At 49.6% G+C, this 14,412-nt stretch carries 13 protein-coding genes; all 13 read left to right on the forward strand.

Annotated features, from left to right (window positions below):
- Window positions 1-21: 21 nt before the first annotated feature.
- The 13 genes from flgL (at window position 22) to fliF (ending at window position 14,381) form a co-directional block, all read left to right on the forward strand.
- Window positions 22-1,284, forward strand: a complete 1,263-nt coding sequence (flgL, locus tag D568_RS0109945; protein ID WP_020209453.1) for a flagellar hook-associated protein FlgL — start codon at window positions 22-24, stop codon at window positions 1,282-1,284.
- 10 nt (window positions 1,285-1,294) lie between these two features.
- Window positions 1,295-1,633, forward strand: coding sequence for a flagellar protein FliT (locus D568_RS0109950; RefSeq protein ID WP_020209454.1), 339 nt, complete (start codon window positions 1,295-1,297; stop codon window positions 1,631-1,633).
- Window positions 1,634-1,834: 201 nt separating this feature from the next.
- Window positions 1,835-3,601 carry a flagellin N-terminal helical domain-containing protein gene (locus tag D568_RS0109955; protein ID WP_020209455.1) on the forward strand — a complete coding sequence of 589 codons (1,767 nt, stop codon included), beginning with the start codon at window positions 1,835-1,837 and terminating at the stop codon, window positions 3,599-3,601.
- A gap of 54 nt (window positions 3,602-3,655) precedes the next feature.
- Complete coding sequence (locus D568_RS0109960; protein WP_020209456.1) at window positions 3,656-4,045, forward strand: flagellar protein FlaG; 390 nt, start codon at window positions 3,656-3,658, stop codon at window positions 4,043-4,045.
- A gap of 120 nt (window positions 4,046-4,165) precedes the next feature.
- The gene (gene fliD / locus D568_RS0109965; protein ID WP_020209457.1) at window positions 4,166-6,181 is read left to right on the forward strand and encodes a flagellar filament capping protein FliD; all 2,016 of its coding nucleotides are present in this window, start codon (window positions 4,166-4,168) and stop codon (window positions 6,179-6,181) included.
- Between the two features lie 266 nt (window positions 6,182-6,447).
- Window positions 6,448-6,846 carry a flagellar export chaperone FliS gene (gene fliS / locus D568_RS0109970; RefSeq protein WP_020209458.1) on the forward strand — a complete coding sequence of 133 codons (399 nt, stop codon included), beginning with the start codon at window positions 6,448-6,450 and terminating at the stop codon, window positions 6,844-6,846.
- Complete coding sequence (locus D568_RS0109975) at window positions 6,843-7,118, forward strand: hypothetical protein (protein ID WP_020209459.1); 276 nt, start codon at window positions 6,843-6,845, stop codon at window positions 7,116-7,118. The genes fliS (D568_RS0109970) and D568_RS0109975 overlap by 4 nt, the downstream gene beginning before the upstream one ends.
- A gap of 23 nt (window positions 7,119-7,141) precedes the next feature.
- Entirely contained in the window at window positions 7,142-7,540 is a 399-nt protein-coding gene (gene fliS, locus D568_RS0109980) for a flagellar export chaperone FliS (RefSeq protein WP_020209460.1), read from the forward strand.
- Window positions 7,541-7,687: 147 nt separating this feature from the next.
- Window positions 7,688-9,130 (forward strand): sigma-54 dependent transcriptional regulator, encoded by a 1,443-nt coding sequence (locus D568_RS0109985; RefSeq protein WP_020209461.1) that lies wholly within the window; start codon window positions 7,688-7,690, stop codon window positions 9,128-9,130.
- A 204-nt stretch (window positions 9,131-9,334) separates the two neighbouring features.
- Window positions 9,335-10,573, forward strand: coding sequence for a sensor histidine kinase (locus tag D568_RS0109990; protein WP_020209462.1), 1,239 nt, complete (start codon window positions 9,335-9,337; stop codon window positions 10,571-10,573).
- A 32-nt stretch (window positions 10,574-10,605) separates the two neighbouring features.
- Entirely contained in the window at window positions 10,606-12,111 is a 1,506-nt protein-coding gene (locus tag D568_RS0109995) for a sigma-54-dependent transcriptional regulator (protein ID WP_020209463.1), read from the forward strand.
- 192 nt (window positions 12,112-12,303) lie between these two features.
- Window positions 12,304-12,669 carry a flagellar hook-basal body complex protein FliE gene (gene fliE / locus D568_RS0110005; protein ID WP_020209465.1) on the forward strand — a complete coding sequence of 122 codons (366 nt, stop codon included), beginning with the start codon at window positions 12,304-12,306 and terminating at the stop codon, window positions 12,667-12,669.
- Window positions 12,670-12,683: 14 nt separating this feature from the next.
- Window positions 12,684-14,381: a flagellar basal-body MS-ring/collar protein FliF gene (fliF, locus tag D568_RS0110010; protein WP_020209466.1), complete on the forward strand. Its 1,698-nt coding sequence runs from the start codon at window positions 12,684-12,686 to the stop codon at window positions 14,379-14,381.
- The last annotated feature ends 31 nt before the right edge of the window (window positions 14,382-14,412 follow it).

Genomic DNA, 14,412 nt, shown 5'->3' on the forward strand with positions numbered 1-14,412 from the left:
CTTAGGTAAAGGTGGCGCACTATGCGTGTGGCAACATCGCAAATATACAACATCGCTAATATCGGCATGAGTAACGCCCAGACGGCGTTGACTAAGACTCAGGAGCAGATGGCTTCGGGCAAGCGTGTATTAACGCCCGCCGATGACCCGGTAGCGGCCACGCAAATTCTGCAGCTTAACGAGGAGGTCTCGCGGCTGGATCAATACATTAAAAATATTGATGTGGCCGAAAACAGCTTAAACCTTGAAGAAACAGCGCTTGATAGCGTGCTGCTGCTGGTGCAGCGTATGCAAGAGCTGGCTGTGAGTGCCGGTAACACCGCCGTGTTAACGCCTAACGACTACAAAGCGCTGGTGGCAGAAACCAACAGTCGCATTGACGAACTGTTGAACCTGCAAAACACCCGCAATGCCGCAGGGCAGTATATTTTTGCCGGCTATCAGGGCTCGACCCAGCCATTTAGCCGGGGCGCAGATGGGCAATTTATCTACCACGGAGATGAAGGCCAACGGCAGATCAATGCCTCGGGGAGTGTGGCGGTCGATGTCAGCGACTCGGGGAAGCGGGTGTTTGTGGATATCCCGAGTGATAATTTCACCTTTTATACAGAAGCTAACCCCAACAACCGGTCTGATCCTCCGGCGCGGATCAATGTTGGGCAAGTGACCGATCAAGACACGTTTGATGAGTTGTATCCTGATGACTTAATCGTTACTTTCAGTCCCGATGGGTCTGGTGGAGCGCAATACACTATCACTAATCGCTCGACCGGAATGGTTATGCCCGGGCATGAAAATGAACCATTTGTTAGCGGTCAGCCAATAGAGGTTGCCGGTGCCAGCTTTACGATTACAGGCCAACCCCACCCAGGGGACGGAAGTACTGTTCCAGGTGACAGCTTTAGCTTGACCACTACCAACAAACAAAGTTTGGCAACTACGCTTACTCGCTTGAGTCAGGCGATGAATGCGGTCAATGAAACGCCTGAAAGCAAGGCCTACCTGGATGAAGTGGTAGCCCAAACCCTGGCTAACTTGGAAAATGCCGTCACGAATATATCGGTTGTACAAGGCGAGGTGGGGGCAAGGCTAAACACACTCGAGAGCACGCGTGAGCAAAATCTTGACAGTAAGCTCTACACAGACTCAGTGCTGACAGACTTACAAGCTCTGGATTATGCAGAGGCATCAACGCGTTTAGAAATGCAAGAGCTAGTGCTGTCAGCGGCGCAAAAGAGTTTTGTTAAAGTCGCTAATCTGTCGTTATTCAGTTATATGTCGTAATGGGTTCCTAATGTTGAGTGATCAAAAGGTCAACTGGAAAACCGTCATCCAGAGGGCAGAAAAGACAAACGCTTTGCTATCCGAACTCGCCGCATCGGCCAGCTGGGATGAGTTTTATCGTACTCTGGAAACCCGCGATCAACATTTGGCACTGCTGGCCCGCGAACCCTTGGAGTCGTTGCCTGAGAATGAAAGTCTGGAGCTGAGCGAACGTGTGTCACGTCTGGCCGAACAAAACCAGGCGCTGGTGGCTTTGGCCGAAGCTCAAAAGCAGAATTTGCAGCATAACCACCAGCAAACGGTTAAGGGCCGTAAAGCTGTAAAGGCTTATAAAAAATCAAATACGTAATTGATCTTCCCCTTTGAAAGCTTAAAAACAACAATAAAAACAATAAGTTATAATTTTTCAAAAAAGTCAGTAAAAAATCCTAAAGCTTCCCAGGAACAGACCGATAACCTACTCAGAAGCCAAAACCCATTCAGCGGCTTCAATAATCGGCTGATCACAGCTGGCAAGACTGTGAACAGGAAATAACTTAGGAGATTACTCATGGCTCTAGTAATTAATACCAACGTTGCCTCCCTGAATACTCAGCGCCAGCTGTTGCAATCAGGCAACGCCCTTGACCAAGCAACCGAGCGTCTGTCGTCCGGTAACCGCATTAACTCTGCTAAAGACGATGCCGCCGGCTTGGCCATTGCTAACCGCATGACCTCACAGGTACGCGGTTTGGACCAGGCGGTTCGTAACGCTAACGACGGCGTATCTATGATTCAAACCGCAGAGGGTGCCCTGCAAGAGGTAACCAACATCCTGCAACGTATGCGTGAACTGTCGGTACAGTCTGCTAACGGCATCTACTCTAACGATGACCGCGCCCGTCTGGACTCTGAAGCCCAGCAGCTAAAGCAAGAGTTGGGTCGTATTGCAAAAGAAACTACCTTTAACGGTCAGGCTTTGTTGGATGGTAGCTTGAAGGATACCGCGCTTCAGGTGGGTTCTGAGCAAAATCAAACCATCAGTATTTCTGTTGGATCTTTTAGTGCCAACTCTTTGGGTGGCAGCTCTGGCGATGTGGTTGGTGAGGCTGCAACTGGCTTGGCTGCACTGAGCGCTTTTACTGGCGCTGATGCTGATACCACTTTGTATGTAAACGACGTAGCTCTTAGCAGCCTTGCAGACGCTGCAGCGGGTACAACTCTTAATGAGAAGCTGGCAACCATCAATTCTGACCTTGAAGGTAAGAACGTGGAAGCAAGCGCTCTGGTTTCAACCGAGGGCCTGAGTACTGGTGACGGTCAGCTGACAGCCGGTACTGACACCCTGACCATCGCTGTGACTGACGGCGACGGCAATGCACAGTCCTTTGTGTTGACTGGCACCAATAACATGGAAGAGCTGGTACAGAAAATTAACGATGACACCACTGTAAGTGCGAGCCTGAACGATAAAGGCCGCTTGGTACTTTCCCAAGAAAACGTGGTGTCAATCACGGTAACCGGTAGTGGTACTGCAGCACTGGATGCCGCTGGTTTTGACGGCACTGAAACAGACGGAAACTTCCGCTTGAGCTTCAATGACACCAGTAGTGACGGCGCCGGCGTTAAAGTTGAGGGTGGTGATGATGCCGCTGCCACTGCGACCATGATGACCAACCTAGCCGCATTGGGTCTGGATGCTGTGGACAATGAAGGTAACCTGCAGGGTGCCGCCACCACCACCCAAAATGACTTAAAAGAAGGTGACTTGATCATTAACGGTGTGGCAATCGGTAAAGTGGATGCCGGCGCTGATGCTGATGAACAAGCAGACAACCTTATCGAAGCTATCAATAAGGTCAGCAACCTGACTGGCGTGGTTGCATTCCAAGGTGAACAAGGTACTGCGGCGATCGCATTGGGTAGCACCAGTGGTGACTTGAGCATTAAGTATGGTGATAATGCGGCTGCTTCTATTGCCACCGACACAGGCCTGCAGGAGCGTAATTCCGCTTCAGGCGCTGGCTCTGTTGCCAGCATTGACATTTCCACTGCCGCAGGCGCTCAAAAGGCCATCGGTATTTTGGATGATGCCATCGGCCAGGTGAGTGAAACCCGCGCCGACCTCGGTGCTGTCAACAACCGTTTGGATTTCACCGTGTCTAACTTGACCAACGTGTCAGAGAAGACTTCAGCGGCCAAATCGCGGATTATGGACGCAGACTTCGCCCAGGAGACTGCCAACCTGAGTAAAGCCCAGGTACTACAGCAGGCGGCTACCGCCATGCTGGCCCAGGCTAACTCCCGTCCGCAGCAAGTACTGTCGCTGCTGCAGTAAGACTGAATCGGCCCGCCGGATCACCGGCGGGTTTTATAGATTGAGGATTAAGCTATGAATGAAGTAAGCGCAACAGGAGCGGAGCGGTTAATGCCCGTTAATTCTGGGGCGGCTTCATCAGCACAGGCAAGCGCCGCCAATCAAAGCGGTAAAAGTTTGCCGCCCGAAGGTCAAAAGCCCAAGGCGGAGGAACAGCAGAAAGTATCTGAAGGCGACTTTCAAGAGAGTGTTAAGCAAGCGGTAGCCCATATGAACGAGTTCATACAGTCTACCCAGCGCGACCTGCAGTTCAGCTACGACAGTGACTCAGGTGACACCATCGTGAGAGTGGTTGATAGCTCTACCCAAGAGCTGATTCGCCAAATTCCGGATGAGATTTTCTTAAAGCTGGCCCGTGAATTGAATGCAGGTGAGCCGGTACCCTTACTGACTGCTCAGGCATAGAGTCAAACCAACGCTTTAAAGGTGCCCCAGGGCACCTTTTTTTATGGGCTAAAGTTATCTGTGGTTGGGTCGATAACAGTGTATACGGGCATTTTTCTTCTCGTTTTTTCGGAGTAGGGCATGGCAAACAATATCATCAGTAGTTTGGGCGGTGGCTCGGGCATTGATACCTCCAGTTTGATTAATGACTTGGTGAGCATTAACCGTGCCCCTGAAGAAAATCGCCTTAATACCCGTGAAACCAAGCTGGAAACGCAGATATCTGACTATGGTTTACTGCGCAGCGCCCTGGCAGAGTTAGAAGCATCGGTGGCTCAGCTGGGCAGCGCGGATACCTTTGATGCCAAGTCGGTGTCCGTGCCTGACACCACTCAATTGGCGCTCACCGAGCTTACCTCAAGCGCGGTGGCGGGCAGCTACCAGGTTCAAATCGAACAAGTTGCTCAGTCTCAGTCTATTGCCAGTGCGGGCTTTGCCAGTGCCGATGCTGAAATCGGTAAAGGTGAACTGACACTGCGCTTCGGCGACTGGAATACAGCCCTGGATGACTTTGCGGTTGATACCGAGAAAACCGGTGCGACCATTACCATTGATGATTCCAACAATACACTGGAAGGCTTGCGCGATGCCATTAACGACGCCGACGTAGGTGTACAGGCCAGTATTGTCAGCGATGGTACCAGTTTTCGCTTATTGCTGACCGGGCCAACCGGTGCGAGTAACGAGATTGAGTTGACCGCAACCGAAGACGCTGGCGCCCCCGGGTTAGCGCAGTTCGACTTTAATACCATCAACCAAAGTATGACCCAGCAGCAAGAAGGTAAAGATGCCATTTTGCGTGTAAATGGGCTCCAGGTAACCAGGGAGACCAACAGCGTAGATGATGTAATTAATGGCCTTTCGGTGGACTTGTTCAGCGCTTCGAGCACCGAGACCATCACCATTACCATCGGTAATGATCGCGATTTGGCCGAAACCGCTATTCGTGACTTTGTTGAGGCGTATAACACCTTCTTGGGGGCTGTTGAGCAACTGGTGGGCGTGAATGACGACACCGGTGAGTTTGGCAGCTTGTATAACGACTCGATGGCCGACAATATCATTGACCGGGTGCGTAATATCATCAGCGCTTCTGTTCCGGGTATTGATAATGGGTTTGCAAACCTGGCGCAGCTGGGGATTCAAACCAACGTAAAAGACGGCACTTTATCCATTAACGAAGACCCTGATCGTGTAAACACCAACTTCAACGCGGTTATGTCGCAAAACTACGATTTAGTGCGCGATTTATTTGTACCGCAAACCAGCTCCGATGCCAGTGCCATAGAGGTTACCAACTTCACGCAAAGCAGCCAGCCCGGTAATTACGAGGTGGTTATTACCCAGCAGCCCAGTCGAGGCAGTTTAGCCGGCGGGGCGGTAGCGGCGTTTCCGTTGGATACGACAGGCAAAGACTACAGTTTTGAAATTGAAATTGACGATAAGACCACGCAAGTCAGCCTGCCCGATGGCAAAGTGTACGCCAGCGGTGCCGAACTGGCCGCTGAAATTGAGTCATTGATTAACGCCGGTCAGGAGTTGGCAGGCACCCGCACAAACGTTGCGGTGGCGTTTGATGGCAACGCGTTAAACTTTACATCAGAAGCCTATGGCAGCAGCAGCCGGGTTGAGATTAAAAGTATTGGAACCGATACCGCAGAGTTAGGGCTAAGCGTAGGAGCTGGTACTACCGGTACCAACGTGGCAGGCACAGTGAATGGCGAAACAGCGTTTGGCTCGGGACAGGTGCTGTTGCCTAAGCTTGGCAATGCTGCTGAAGGTTTGGCGTTAAAAGTGAAAGAAGGCGCGACGACGGCGAACATTAATTTCTCGCGCGGATTTTCTGGCAGTATGAGCAGTTTGATTAACAGCTTCTTAGCCAGCAATGGGCTGATAGCAACCCGTGAAGATAATATTGAGCAAGACTTAAAAACGATTGAAGATGATCGCACCTCATTGGAGCGACGCACAGATGCGTATCGCGCCCGTCTTGAAAGTCAGTTCTTGGCCATGGAGTTGATTGTCAATAACCTCACTAACACTGGCTCGTTTTTAGAAGATATTAACGATCGACTGCCATTTACAGCTCCCAAATAACGCGGCTATCGCTGGGTAATGCGTAGCCCCGAACACTTAACTCAATTATTTTGCTTCTCTAAAGGCTCGCTTATGGCGGGCCAAATGTCATTATTTCTCAAATCTGTCTTTGGCTGGCATTGAGACGTTTTGCCTCATCACATAAAAGCAAAAGCCTCAGTTTCTAATCGTTATTTTTTAAGAATTGACTAAAGTTTTTACATGCAAGGTCGTTAGCTATAGAGATCACAATCGACTATGAATAAACGCGAAAAGAGAGTTTATATATGAGTCCCTATAGCGCAGCAGCAAGGCAATACCAGCAAGTAAATGTACAGTCGAGCATTGTAGACGCATCACCACACCGTTTAATTCAAATGTTGTTTGAGGGGGCGTTGGAGCGAATAGCACAAGCCAAAGGGGCTATGTTACGTAGTGATATTGCCCTAAAGGGAGAGTTAATTGGCAAGGCGATTAAAATTATCCAGGGGTTGCAGGGTAGCTTAAATGATACGGATGGTGGTGAGCTGGCTGCAAACCTTGATCAAATTTATGATTACGTGATCCGGACAATGATTCAAGCAAATCGCCAAGATAAACCTGAATTGTTAGATGAATGTGGCCGGCTTTTGGCGGAAATAAAAAGTGCCTGGGATCAAATTGCCGACGCGAGCCCGACCTTATGAGTTTGGTAGTTGCACGTCCTGAGAGTTTACAAGGCCAGGCCGGTGTTAATGCGTTACAGCAGCTTAAAGAAGATATGACTCTGGCGCTTGCGTGTGAGAACTATACGAGACTTAGGCAGCTTGATCACACGTGTATGATCTTGATAGACAAAGTTTGTCATGAAAACCGACACAATAAGATATTAATCCGAGAAACCCTGTTGGACATCAAAAGCACTTACGCAACGTTAATTGACGCCTGTGCAAAGGCAGCAAAAGTAAACGTAAATTAACGTGAGCGCTTCGGAGTTTGAGCATGCACAGTTACGATTCCCAAAAAGCCGTATCGCAATATCGGCAGTTAGGTTTACAGGGTGAAGTATCTAACGCCTCCCCGCATCGACTGATACAAATGCTCTTTGAGGGGCTGTTACAGCAGCTGGACCTTGCCTCAGCCGCTTTTGATCGTAAGGATATTGCCGCGAGAGGAGAGCACCTAGGGCGTGCTATAGCAATTGTTGAGGGCTTGCGCGATAGCCTGAACCTTGAGGTTGCTGAGTTGGCGCGCCAGCTTGATAGCCTGTATGAATATTGTACGTTATCGCTGCTTAATGCTAATAAGAATCAAAACCCCGACCAAGTGCGTGAAGTTCGTCAATTATTATGGGTATTGAAGACGGGCTGGGACGCTATTGCGCCTGTCGATAATGCTTGAGATAATCCGCCTAAGCTGCTGTTTTTATTATTTTTACCGCTCTATTGTGTCAATAGTTTGACAATCATCGTGAGTCAGGCTATTCCTATTGCAGTCTCGATATCAGTTCCGTTTCTTCGGGTATTGCCATAGTCATTTGGAAAAGTTATGTCCCACAACAACAAGGTGCTCGTTCTCGAAGAGGATGTACAGCGCGTTTCAGCATTAACGACGGTTTTTACGTTTCTCGGTGATGGGGTTCAGTTTTGTTGCGCCAAGAAGCTTGAGTCTCTTCTCCAAAGTAATCCACTCGATAGCGATTACACTCTGATATTAATTGGACAAAATAAACTACCTGAATTTGAGGCCTACGTTGAAGCCATCAGTTTATGGAATGATGAAGTGGCCGTGGCAAGTTTTGGGGAAATAAAACCAGCCATTAACCCTGAGATCACTGAGCTTCGAGAGAGGGTTATAGGCCATTTAAATTTGCCTGTACGCTATAACCCTTTAGTGGATTTACTACACCGGGCACACCTGTACAAACAAGCCCAGCAAGTCAACAAAAAGCATGCTCAGCGCCGTCCGGTGCACCTCTTTCGTTCTTTGGTAGGTACCAGCCGCCAAGTTAGCCAAGTAAGAGAGATGATGGCGCAAGTTGCGGATAAAGACGTCTCAGTACTGATTACCGGAGAGTCAGGTACAGGCAAAGAAGTCGTTGCTCGCAATTTACACTATCACTCACCGAGGCGAGACAAGCCGTTTGTGCCGGTCAACTGTGGCGCCATACCTGGAGAGCTGCTGGAAAGTGAGCTCTTCGGCCACGAGAAAGGCGCTTTTACCGGGGCGATATCCGCTCGGGCTGGGCGCTTTGAATTGGCTGAGGGTGGTACATTATTTCTAGATGAAATTGGTGATATGCCCTTAAGCATGCAGGTTAAAATCTTGCGTGTTTTGCAGGAGCGATGCTACGAGCGAGTGGGAAGTAATAAAACGGTGGCGACTGACGTACGAATTATTGCCGCAACTCATCGTAATCTAGAAACCATGATTGAAAATGGTGAGTTTCGTGAAGACTTGTATTACCGGCTCAATGTGTTCCCGATTGAGTTGCCCTCTCTTAAAGAAAGAGCCGAGGATATCCCCTTATTGATTAATGAATTGGTCTCGCGTATGGAAAGCGAACAACGAGGCTCAATTCGTTTTAATTCGGCGGCCATTTTATCTCTGTGTCGCCACGCTTGGTCCGGTAATATCAGAGAACTGGCCAATTTAGTCGAGCGAATGGCGATTATGCACCCTTACGGTGTTGTGGGTGTTCAAGACCTGCCCAGCAAGTATCGGCATGTCGAAGTGGAGGATGAACCTTTCAGCATTAAGGCTGAGTCCTCTGAGGCCACGAAAGGAACCACCGTCGTCAGCATGAACGATACGCCGTTGTTGCCTGAACAGGGCATAGATTTGCGCGAATACCTCACGCGTTTAGAGAAGGATTTAATACAGCAGGCCTTGAATGATTGTGGCGGTGTGGTTGCACGGGCCGCCGAAAAGTTGTCTATTCGTCGTACTACGCTTGTCGAAAAAATGCGCAAGTACGATTTGCAACGATGAATTAAGCAGGGTCGCCCGGCCCTGGTTTCTCTTTTAGTCTTTTCCCTCTTTGCGCCAATTAATTGGCTTCTTCTTTTTTGTTTCTTCCGTAAGCCACTGAAATAATTAGTAAATATTTTATGGCATTCCTCTTGCTAAAAGCCTTTTACAGAGTTGCTTAATGTAATCTGACGACAAAGACTCGTCAGCAAAAAAGGTTTGAATATGGCGAAGCAGGCCAGCGTAAGCTTTATGGACACCAATGTACTTCAAGCTCCGGTCGTGGCGGGATCAGACAAAGCCCAGGCATTATCTGATGCCTTCGCTCTTTTTACTGAAGTGTCGGATCAGCTAACTCATTCGTACCGCCAGTTAGAAAAGCAGGTTGCGGATCTAAATGAGGAGCTAACCCAGGTCACCCAGCAGCGATTGCAAGAGCTGGCTGAAAAAGAGCGCCTTGCTCATCGTTTAGAAAGTTTGCTGAACGTGCTCCCAGGTGGGGTAGTTGTTCTGGATAACAGTGGCCGCATCCGAGAGTGTAATCCAGCGGCGAAGGACCTTTTGGGGGAACCTTTAGAGGGAGAGGTTTGGCGCGATGTAATCAGCCGTAGTTTTGCGCCTCGCGGCGATGATGGCCATGAAATTTCTTTACGTGACGGGCGTCGCATCAGCTTAGCTACCCGTAATATGGGAAGCGATGGTCAAATCATTCTGCTGACAGATCAAACCGAAACTCGCCGTTTGCAGTCAGAGCTTGCGAAACATGAGCGGTTGTCAGCCCTTGGACAGATGGTGTCCGCTTTAGCACACCAGATACGCACCCCTCTTTCCGCCGCATTGCTTTATTCTGGACATTTGCAAAAAGAAAATCTTGAAGAACAAAAACGCCGCACATTTGCAGTGAAAGTGTCGAAACGACTACAGCACATGGAGCGACAAGTACAAGACATGCTGCTGTTCGTAAAAGGTGGAATTCCCATAGAGGATGTGTGCGAAGTAGACGAAATTCACCGTGAATTAGCCGAAGCCATTGAAGTGCCGCTGGGCTCCAGTAACAGCACGATTGTGTGGCAGGTAACGGATCGTCCTTTAAAGCTTGCCTGTAACCGCGATGCCTTGGTTAGCTCTTTGGTAAACCTCGTTAATAATGCCATTCAAGCGGTAGGGCAGAAGGCTCAAATTAGCGTGACAATGTCCGCTCACGCCTCACAGTTAAATTCAGCGGGAGAAACCTGGCTGGCAATTGAGGTGGCCGATAAGGGGCCGGGAATACCTGAAGAGTTATTGCCTCGTTTGGGTGAACTGTTTGTTACGACCAAATCACAAGGAACCGGTCTTGGTCTGGCCGTGGTCAACGCCGTGGCAAAAGCGCACGGTGGTCGTTTCAGTTTACAGTCTGAATTGGGGCAGGGGGCTCGAGCCATTCTGCTTGTGCCCTGTATTGAGTCTAAGTCCGACTATTAAGTTTTCACGCAGAACCACATAAAGGTGTTCTCATGTTAAATCTTGCAAAAAAAATGTCAGTCGACACTCCGTCGGCACGAGTGTTGGTTGTAGAGGATGACCCGGATTTACGTGAAGCGCTCGTCGACACTCTAATGCTGGCCGATTACGAGGTTTGTGAGGCGGCTAGCGCCGAAGACGCTTTGTTGTATTTAAAAGATGACTCGGCCTTTTCTTTGATTGTATCGGACGTAAACATGGGCCGTTTATCGGGCTACGATTTGTTGCGTCAGGTTAAAGGGGACTACCCGCACATTCCCATGGTACTGGTGACGGCCTATGCCAGCATTGCAGACTCAGTGGTGGCAATTAAAGAAGGTGCGGTGGATTATTTGGTCAAACCTTTTGAGCCTGACGCGCTCCTAGAGGTGGTTGCTCGGCATGCGGGCCTGGCGGGAATGGGGGCTAGTGAGGCTCCCGTTGCACAAGCGCCATCCAGTCAAAAGCTACTGCAACTAGCGCAGCGAGTGGCTCAGTCAGAATCCACCGTATTAATAGTTGGTGAATCGGGCACGGGTAAAGAGGTGTTGGCGCGTTATGTTCACGACCAGTCGCCTCGTAAGGATAAGCCTTTTGTGGCTATAAACTGTGCGGCGATTCCGGAGAATATGCTGGAAGCAACCCTCTTTGGGTATGAGAAAGGTGCTTATACCGGAGCCGTTACAAGTACACCGGGGAAGTTTGAGCAAGCAAACGGCGGTACTTTGTTGCTGGATGAAATATCCGAAATGGATATTGGTTTACAGGCAAAACTGCTGCGGGTTTTGCAGGAGCGAGAGGTTGAGCGCTTAGGTGGCCGAAAAACCATTGCTTTGGATGTGCGTGTTATAGCGACGTCAAATCGGGATATGCGCGAAGCGGTAATGGACGGTCGGTTTCGTGAAGATTTATATTTCCGATTAAGCATTCTTCCTTTGCAGTGGGCACCGCTTCGAGATCGCCGCGAAGACATTATTCCGCTTGCGGAAAAGTTGCTGTTTAAGCATGCGAAAAAACAAAAAAGAGTCGGTGTAAAACTCGATGCCAGTGCTCACGCGCAACTACTCTCATACGCTTGGCCGGGCAATGTCCGCGAGCTTGACAATATTATGCAACGTGCGTTGATTTTGCAGTCTGGTCGAATCATTAGTGCTGAAGACTTGGGGCTGCAAGAGCACACCGGTTACAGCGAGAAGCCGAGCTTGCTCAGTACTCCGGGTTTTGATGCAGCCAGAGTGACCTCGCAAAGCCATGAGGTCACCGATGGGGTCTCACAGGTTGAACACTACTCTATGGGTCGGGAAGCCGTAGCCCCGCCGTCGATGGCCAGATTAGATGCCGATGATGGTGCAGTGTTGGGGCAGGATTTGAAGCAGCGAGAGTTTCAAATCATTCGCGAAACGCTGGTGACCGAACGAGGCAGCCGGAAGAACACCGCAGCGCGTTTAGGTATTAGCGCACGGACTTTACGCTACAAAATAGCGCGCCTAAAAGAGGATGGTTTTGAATTGGATGTCTGAGCTCCAAAGGTTTTAAATAATACTGGAAAGCGGACTAATGTCCGCTTTTTTTGTGGCTGATGTGCTGGAGCGGCAAAAACTCACCGGCGGCAAAGCTTGGCCCACTTTGTGCACTATCTCACCTAAAGGCAGCTTTTATGTATAAGTGCCAAAAAATCGACGATTCTAATTCGAACACTAAATGGCCAAACTATGAGCAATCGGGTAGATATCAATAATCTTCTCTCGGAAATGCGCTCGCTTAAAGCGCAGACTCAGGCATTTCAAAAGCCCCAGGCATTAAACGACATCAGCAAGGCGAATCAGCCCGATAAGGTGAACCCTGGGCGAGAAGTGCCGGGCTTTGGTGAGGTGATGGCGCAAGCTGTCAATAAAGTGAACGATGTGCAGCAAAGTGCCAATGCCATGGCAGAGGCTTATCAGCGTGGTGAGCCAAATGTAGACATAACGGACGTTATGGTTGCTTCACAAAAAGCCAGCGTCTCATTCGAGGCCGCTGTCCAGGTACGCAATAAGCTGGTAGAAGCGTACCGCGACATTATGAATATGCCGATTTAACGGAGTAGACCGAAATGGCAGAAGCTCAAGGCGCGGAAGTTCCCGCAGAAGTCTCTAATAGTAATGCTCGCAGTGGAAGTGATTTGGTCGAAGGCTTCAGCAATTTACCTTTATTACGTCAAATAGGGTTAATGATTGGTCTGGCGGCGTCGGTGGCTATTGGGTTTTATGCCGTGCTGTGGAGTCAAAGCGAAGACTATAAACCCCTTTACGGAAGTCTCGATCGTCTGGATTCGGCTGAAGTTGTTGACGTCCTAGAGCAAAATCAAATTCCTTACAAGATTGAGCCGTCTACGGGCGCGCTGCTGGTGACCAGCGAGGAGGTTCACACTGCCAGATTAAAACTCGCTGAAATGGGTATAGGGAGCAATCAGTCTGTCGGATTTGAATTGCTGGAAAAAGAACAACCTTTAGGCACCAGCCAATTTATCGAAAGTGCTCGTTACCATCGTAGCCTTGAAGGCGAATTGGCTAGAACCATCATGAGCATTCACACTGTGCGTTCTGCCAGAGTTCATTTGGCCATTCCTAAGCGCAGTGTCTTCGTACGCGATGCCCGTAAACCCACCGCTTCTGTTTTTTTAGAGGTTTACCCTGGGCGTGAAGTCGAAACTCGTCAAGTAAAAGCCATAACCAACTTGGTAGCATCCAGTATCAGCGAGTTAAAAAATGAAGATGTAACCGTCATTGATCAGCACGGCAATTTGCTGTCAGCGGGAGACGAATCACCAGAGTTGATACTCGCGGATAAGCAGCGCCAGTACACTAAAAACCTTGAAGAGAGCTTGTTAGCCCGGGTTAATAGCATCTTACAGCCGGTTGTTGGGTCGGGTAATTTTCGCGCTGAGGTCAGTGCGGATGTCGACTTTACAGCGGTTGAGCAAGCTGAGGAAAGCTATCAGGACGAACAGCCAGCTCTGCGCAGCGAACATTCGAATGTAGAAGAAAAAACAGGCGATACGACAATTGGTGGTATTCCTGGTGCGTTGACTAATCAGCCACCATTAGATGGTCAGGCCCCTGAACAGGTGGTTCCGGGGGAAGAGGGGGCTGGGCAGCCTGTGCCTCAACTGCGCCGGGAAGAAGTAACGCGTAATTACGAAGTAGACCGAATGATCAGTTACACTCGCCGACAGCAGGGAAGCATCGATCGGCTCAGTGTTGCCGTGGTGCTGGATGACAAGCTTGTGACCAACGCCGAAGGGGAGGCGGTGCGCGAGCCCTGGACAGACCAAGAAGTACAACGCTTAACATTATTAGTGCGTGACGCTGTAGGCTTTTCTGAAGCACGGGGAGATAGTGTTAATGTTATTAATTCGGCCTTTTTTGCTCGTGAAGATGGGCTAGTTGAAACCTATGAGGTCCCATGGTGGCAACAGGCTTGGCTGCAGCCCTATATTAAGCCCGTTGTGGGGTTCTTACTGGTGCTGGCGCTAATTTTTGGGTTGTTGAGGCCAGTTCTAAAATCGATTGCTCGATCTGGTTCTGAGGCTGCAGATGATGAAGAAGCTCGACAGTTAGAAGCCCTGGAAGCAGCGGGCCTGGGCGGTGACCTGTCCAGCGACTCTGTTACCCTGACCGGCGGTGCAGTAGCCTTACCTGGCCCGGAAGAAGGGTATGAACAACAGCTCAACGCCATTAAAGGCTTAATCGCTGAGGACCCAGGCCGTGTGGCTCAAGTGGTGAAATCCTGGATAAATAAAGACGAGTAACGGATAGTGGCTAATAACGACGAAAAGAATA

It is taken from the genome of Gilvimarinus chinensis DSM 19667, from assembly GCF_000377745.1.
Classification (GTDB): domain Bacteria; phylum Pseudomonadota; class Gammaproteobacteria; order Pseudomonadales; family Cellvibrionaceae; genus Gilvimarinus; species Gilvimarinus chinensis.

What these genes read in the sequence shown, in the direction of transcription:
- fliS (WP_020209458.1), top strand. Translation starts at nt 6,448, where the DNA reads ATGAGTCCCTATAGCGCAGCAGCAAGGCAATACCAGCAAGTAAATGTA.
- D568_RS0109995 (WP_020209463.1), top strand. Translation starts at nt 10,606, where the DNA reads ATGTTAAATCTTGCAAAAAAAATGTCAGTCGACACTCCGTCGGCACGA.
- D568_RS0109975 (WP_020209459.1), top strand. Translation starts at nt 6,843, where the DNA reads ATGAGTTTGGTAGTTGCACGTCCTGAGAGTTTACAAGGCCAGGCCGGT.
- D568_RS0109985 (WP_020209461.1), top strand. Translation starts at nt 7,688, where the DNA reads ATGTCCCACAACAACAAGGTGCTCGTTCTCGAAGAGGATGTACAGCGC.
- D568_RS0109950 (WP_020209454.1), top strand. Translation starts at nt 1,295, where the DNA reads ATGTTGAGTGATCAAAAGGTCAACTGGAAAACCGTCATCCAGAGGGCA.
- flgL (WP_020209453.1), top strand. Translation starts at nt 22, where the DNA reads ATGCGTGTGGCAACATCGCAAATATACAACATCGCTAATATCGGCATG.
- D568_RS0109960 (WP_020209456.1), top strand. Translation starts at nt 3,656, where the DNA reads ATGAATGAAGTAAGCGCAACAGGAGCGGAGCGGTTAATGCCCGTTAAT.
- fliS (WP_020209460.1), top strand. Translation starts at nt 7,142, where the DNA reads ATGCACAGTTACGATTCCCAAAAAGCCGTATCGCAATATCGGCAGTTA.
- fliD (WP_020209457.1), top strand. Translation starts at nt 4,166, where the DNA reads ATGGCAAACAATATCATCAGTAGTTTGGGCGGTGGCTCGGGCATTGAT.
- fliE (WP_020209465.1), top strand. Translation starts at nt 12,304, where the DNA reads ATGAGCAATCGGGTAGATATCAATAATCTTCTCTCGGAAATGCGCTCG.
- fliF (WP_020209466.1), top strand. Translation starts at nt 12,684, where the DNA reads ATGGCAGAAGCTCAAGGCGCGGAAGTTCCCGCAGAAGTCTCTAATAGT.
- D568_RS0109955 (WP_020209455.1), top strand. Translation starts at nt 1,835, where the DNA reads ATGGCTCTAGTAATTAATACCAACGTTGCCTCCCTGAATACTCAGCGC.
- D568_RS0109990 (WP_020209462.1), top strand. Translation starts at nt 9,335, where the DNA reads ATGGCGAAGCAGGCCAGCGTAAGCTTTATGGACACCAATGTACTTCAA.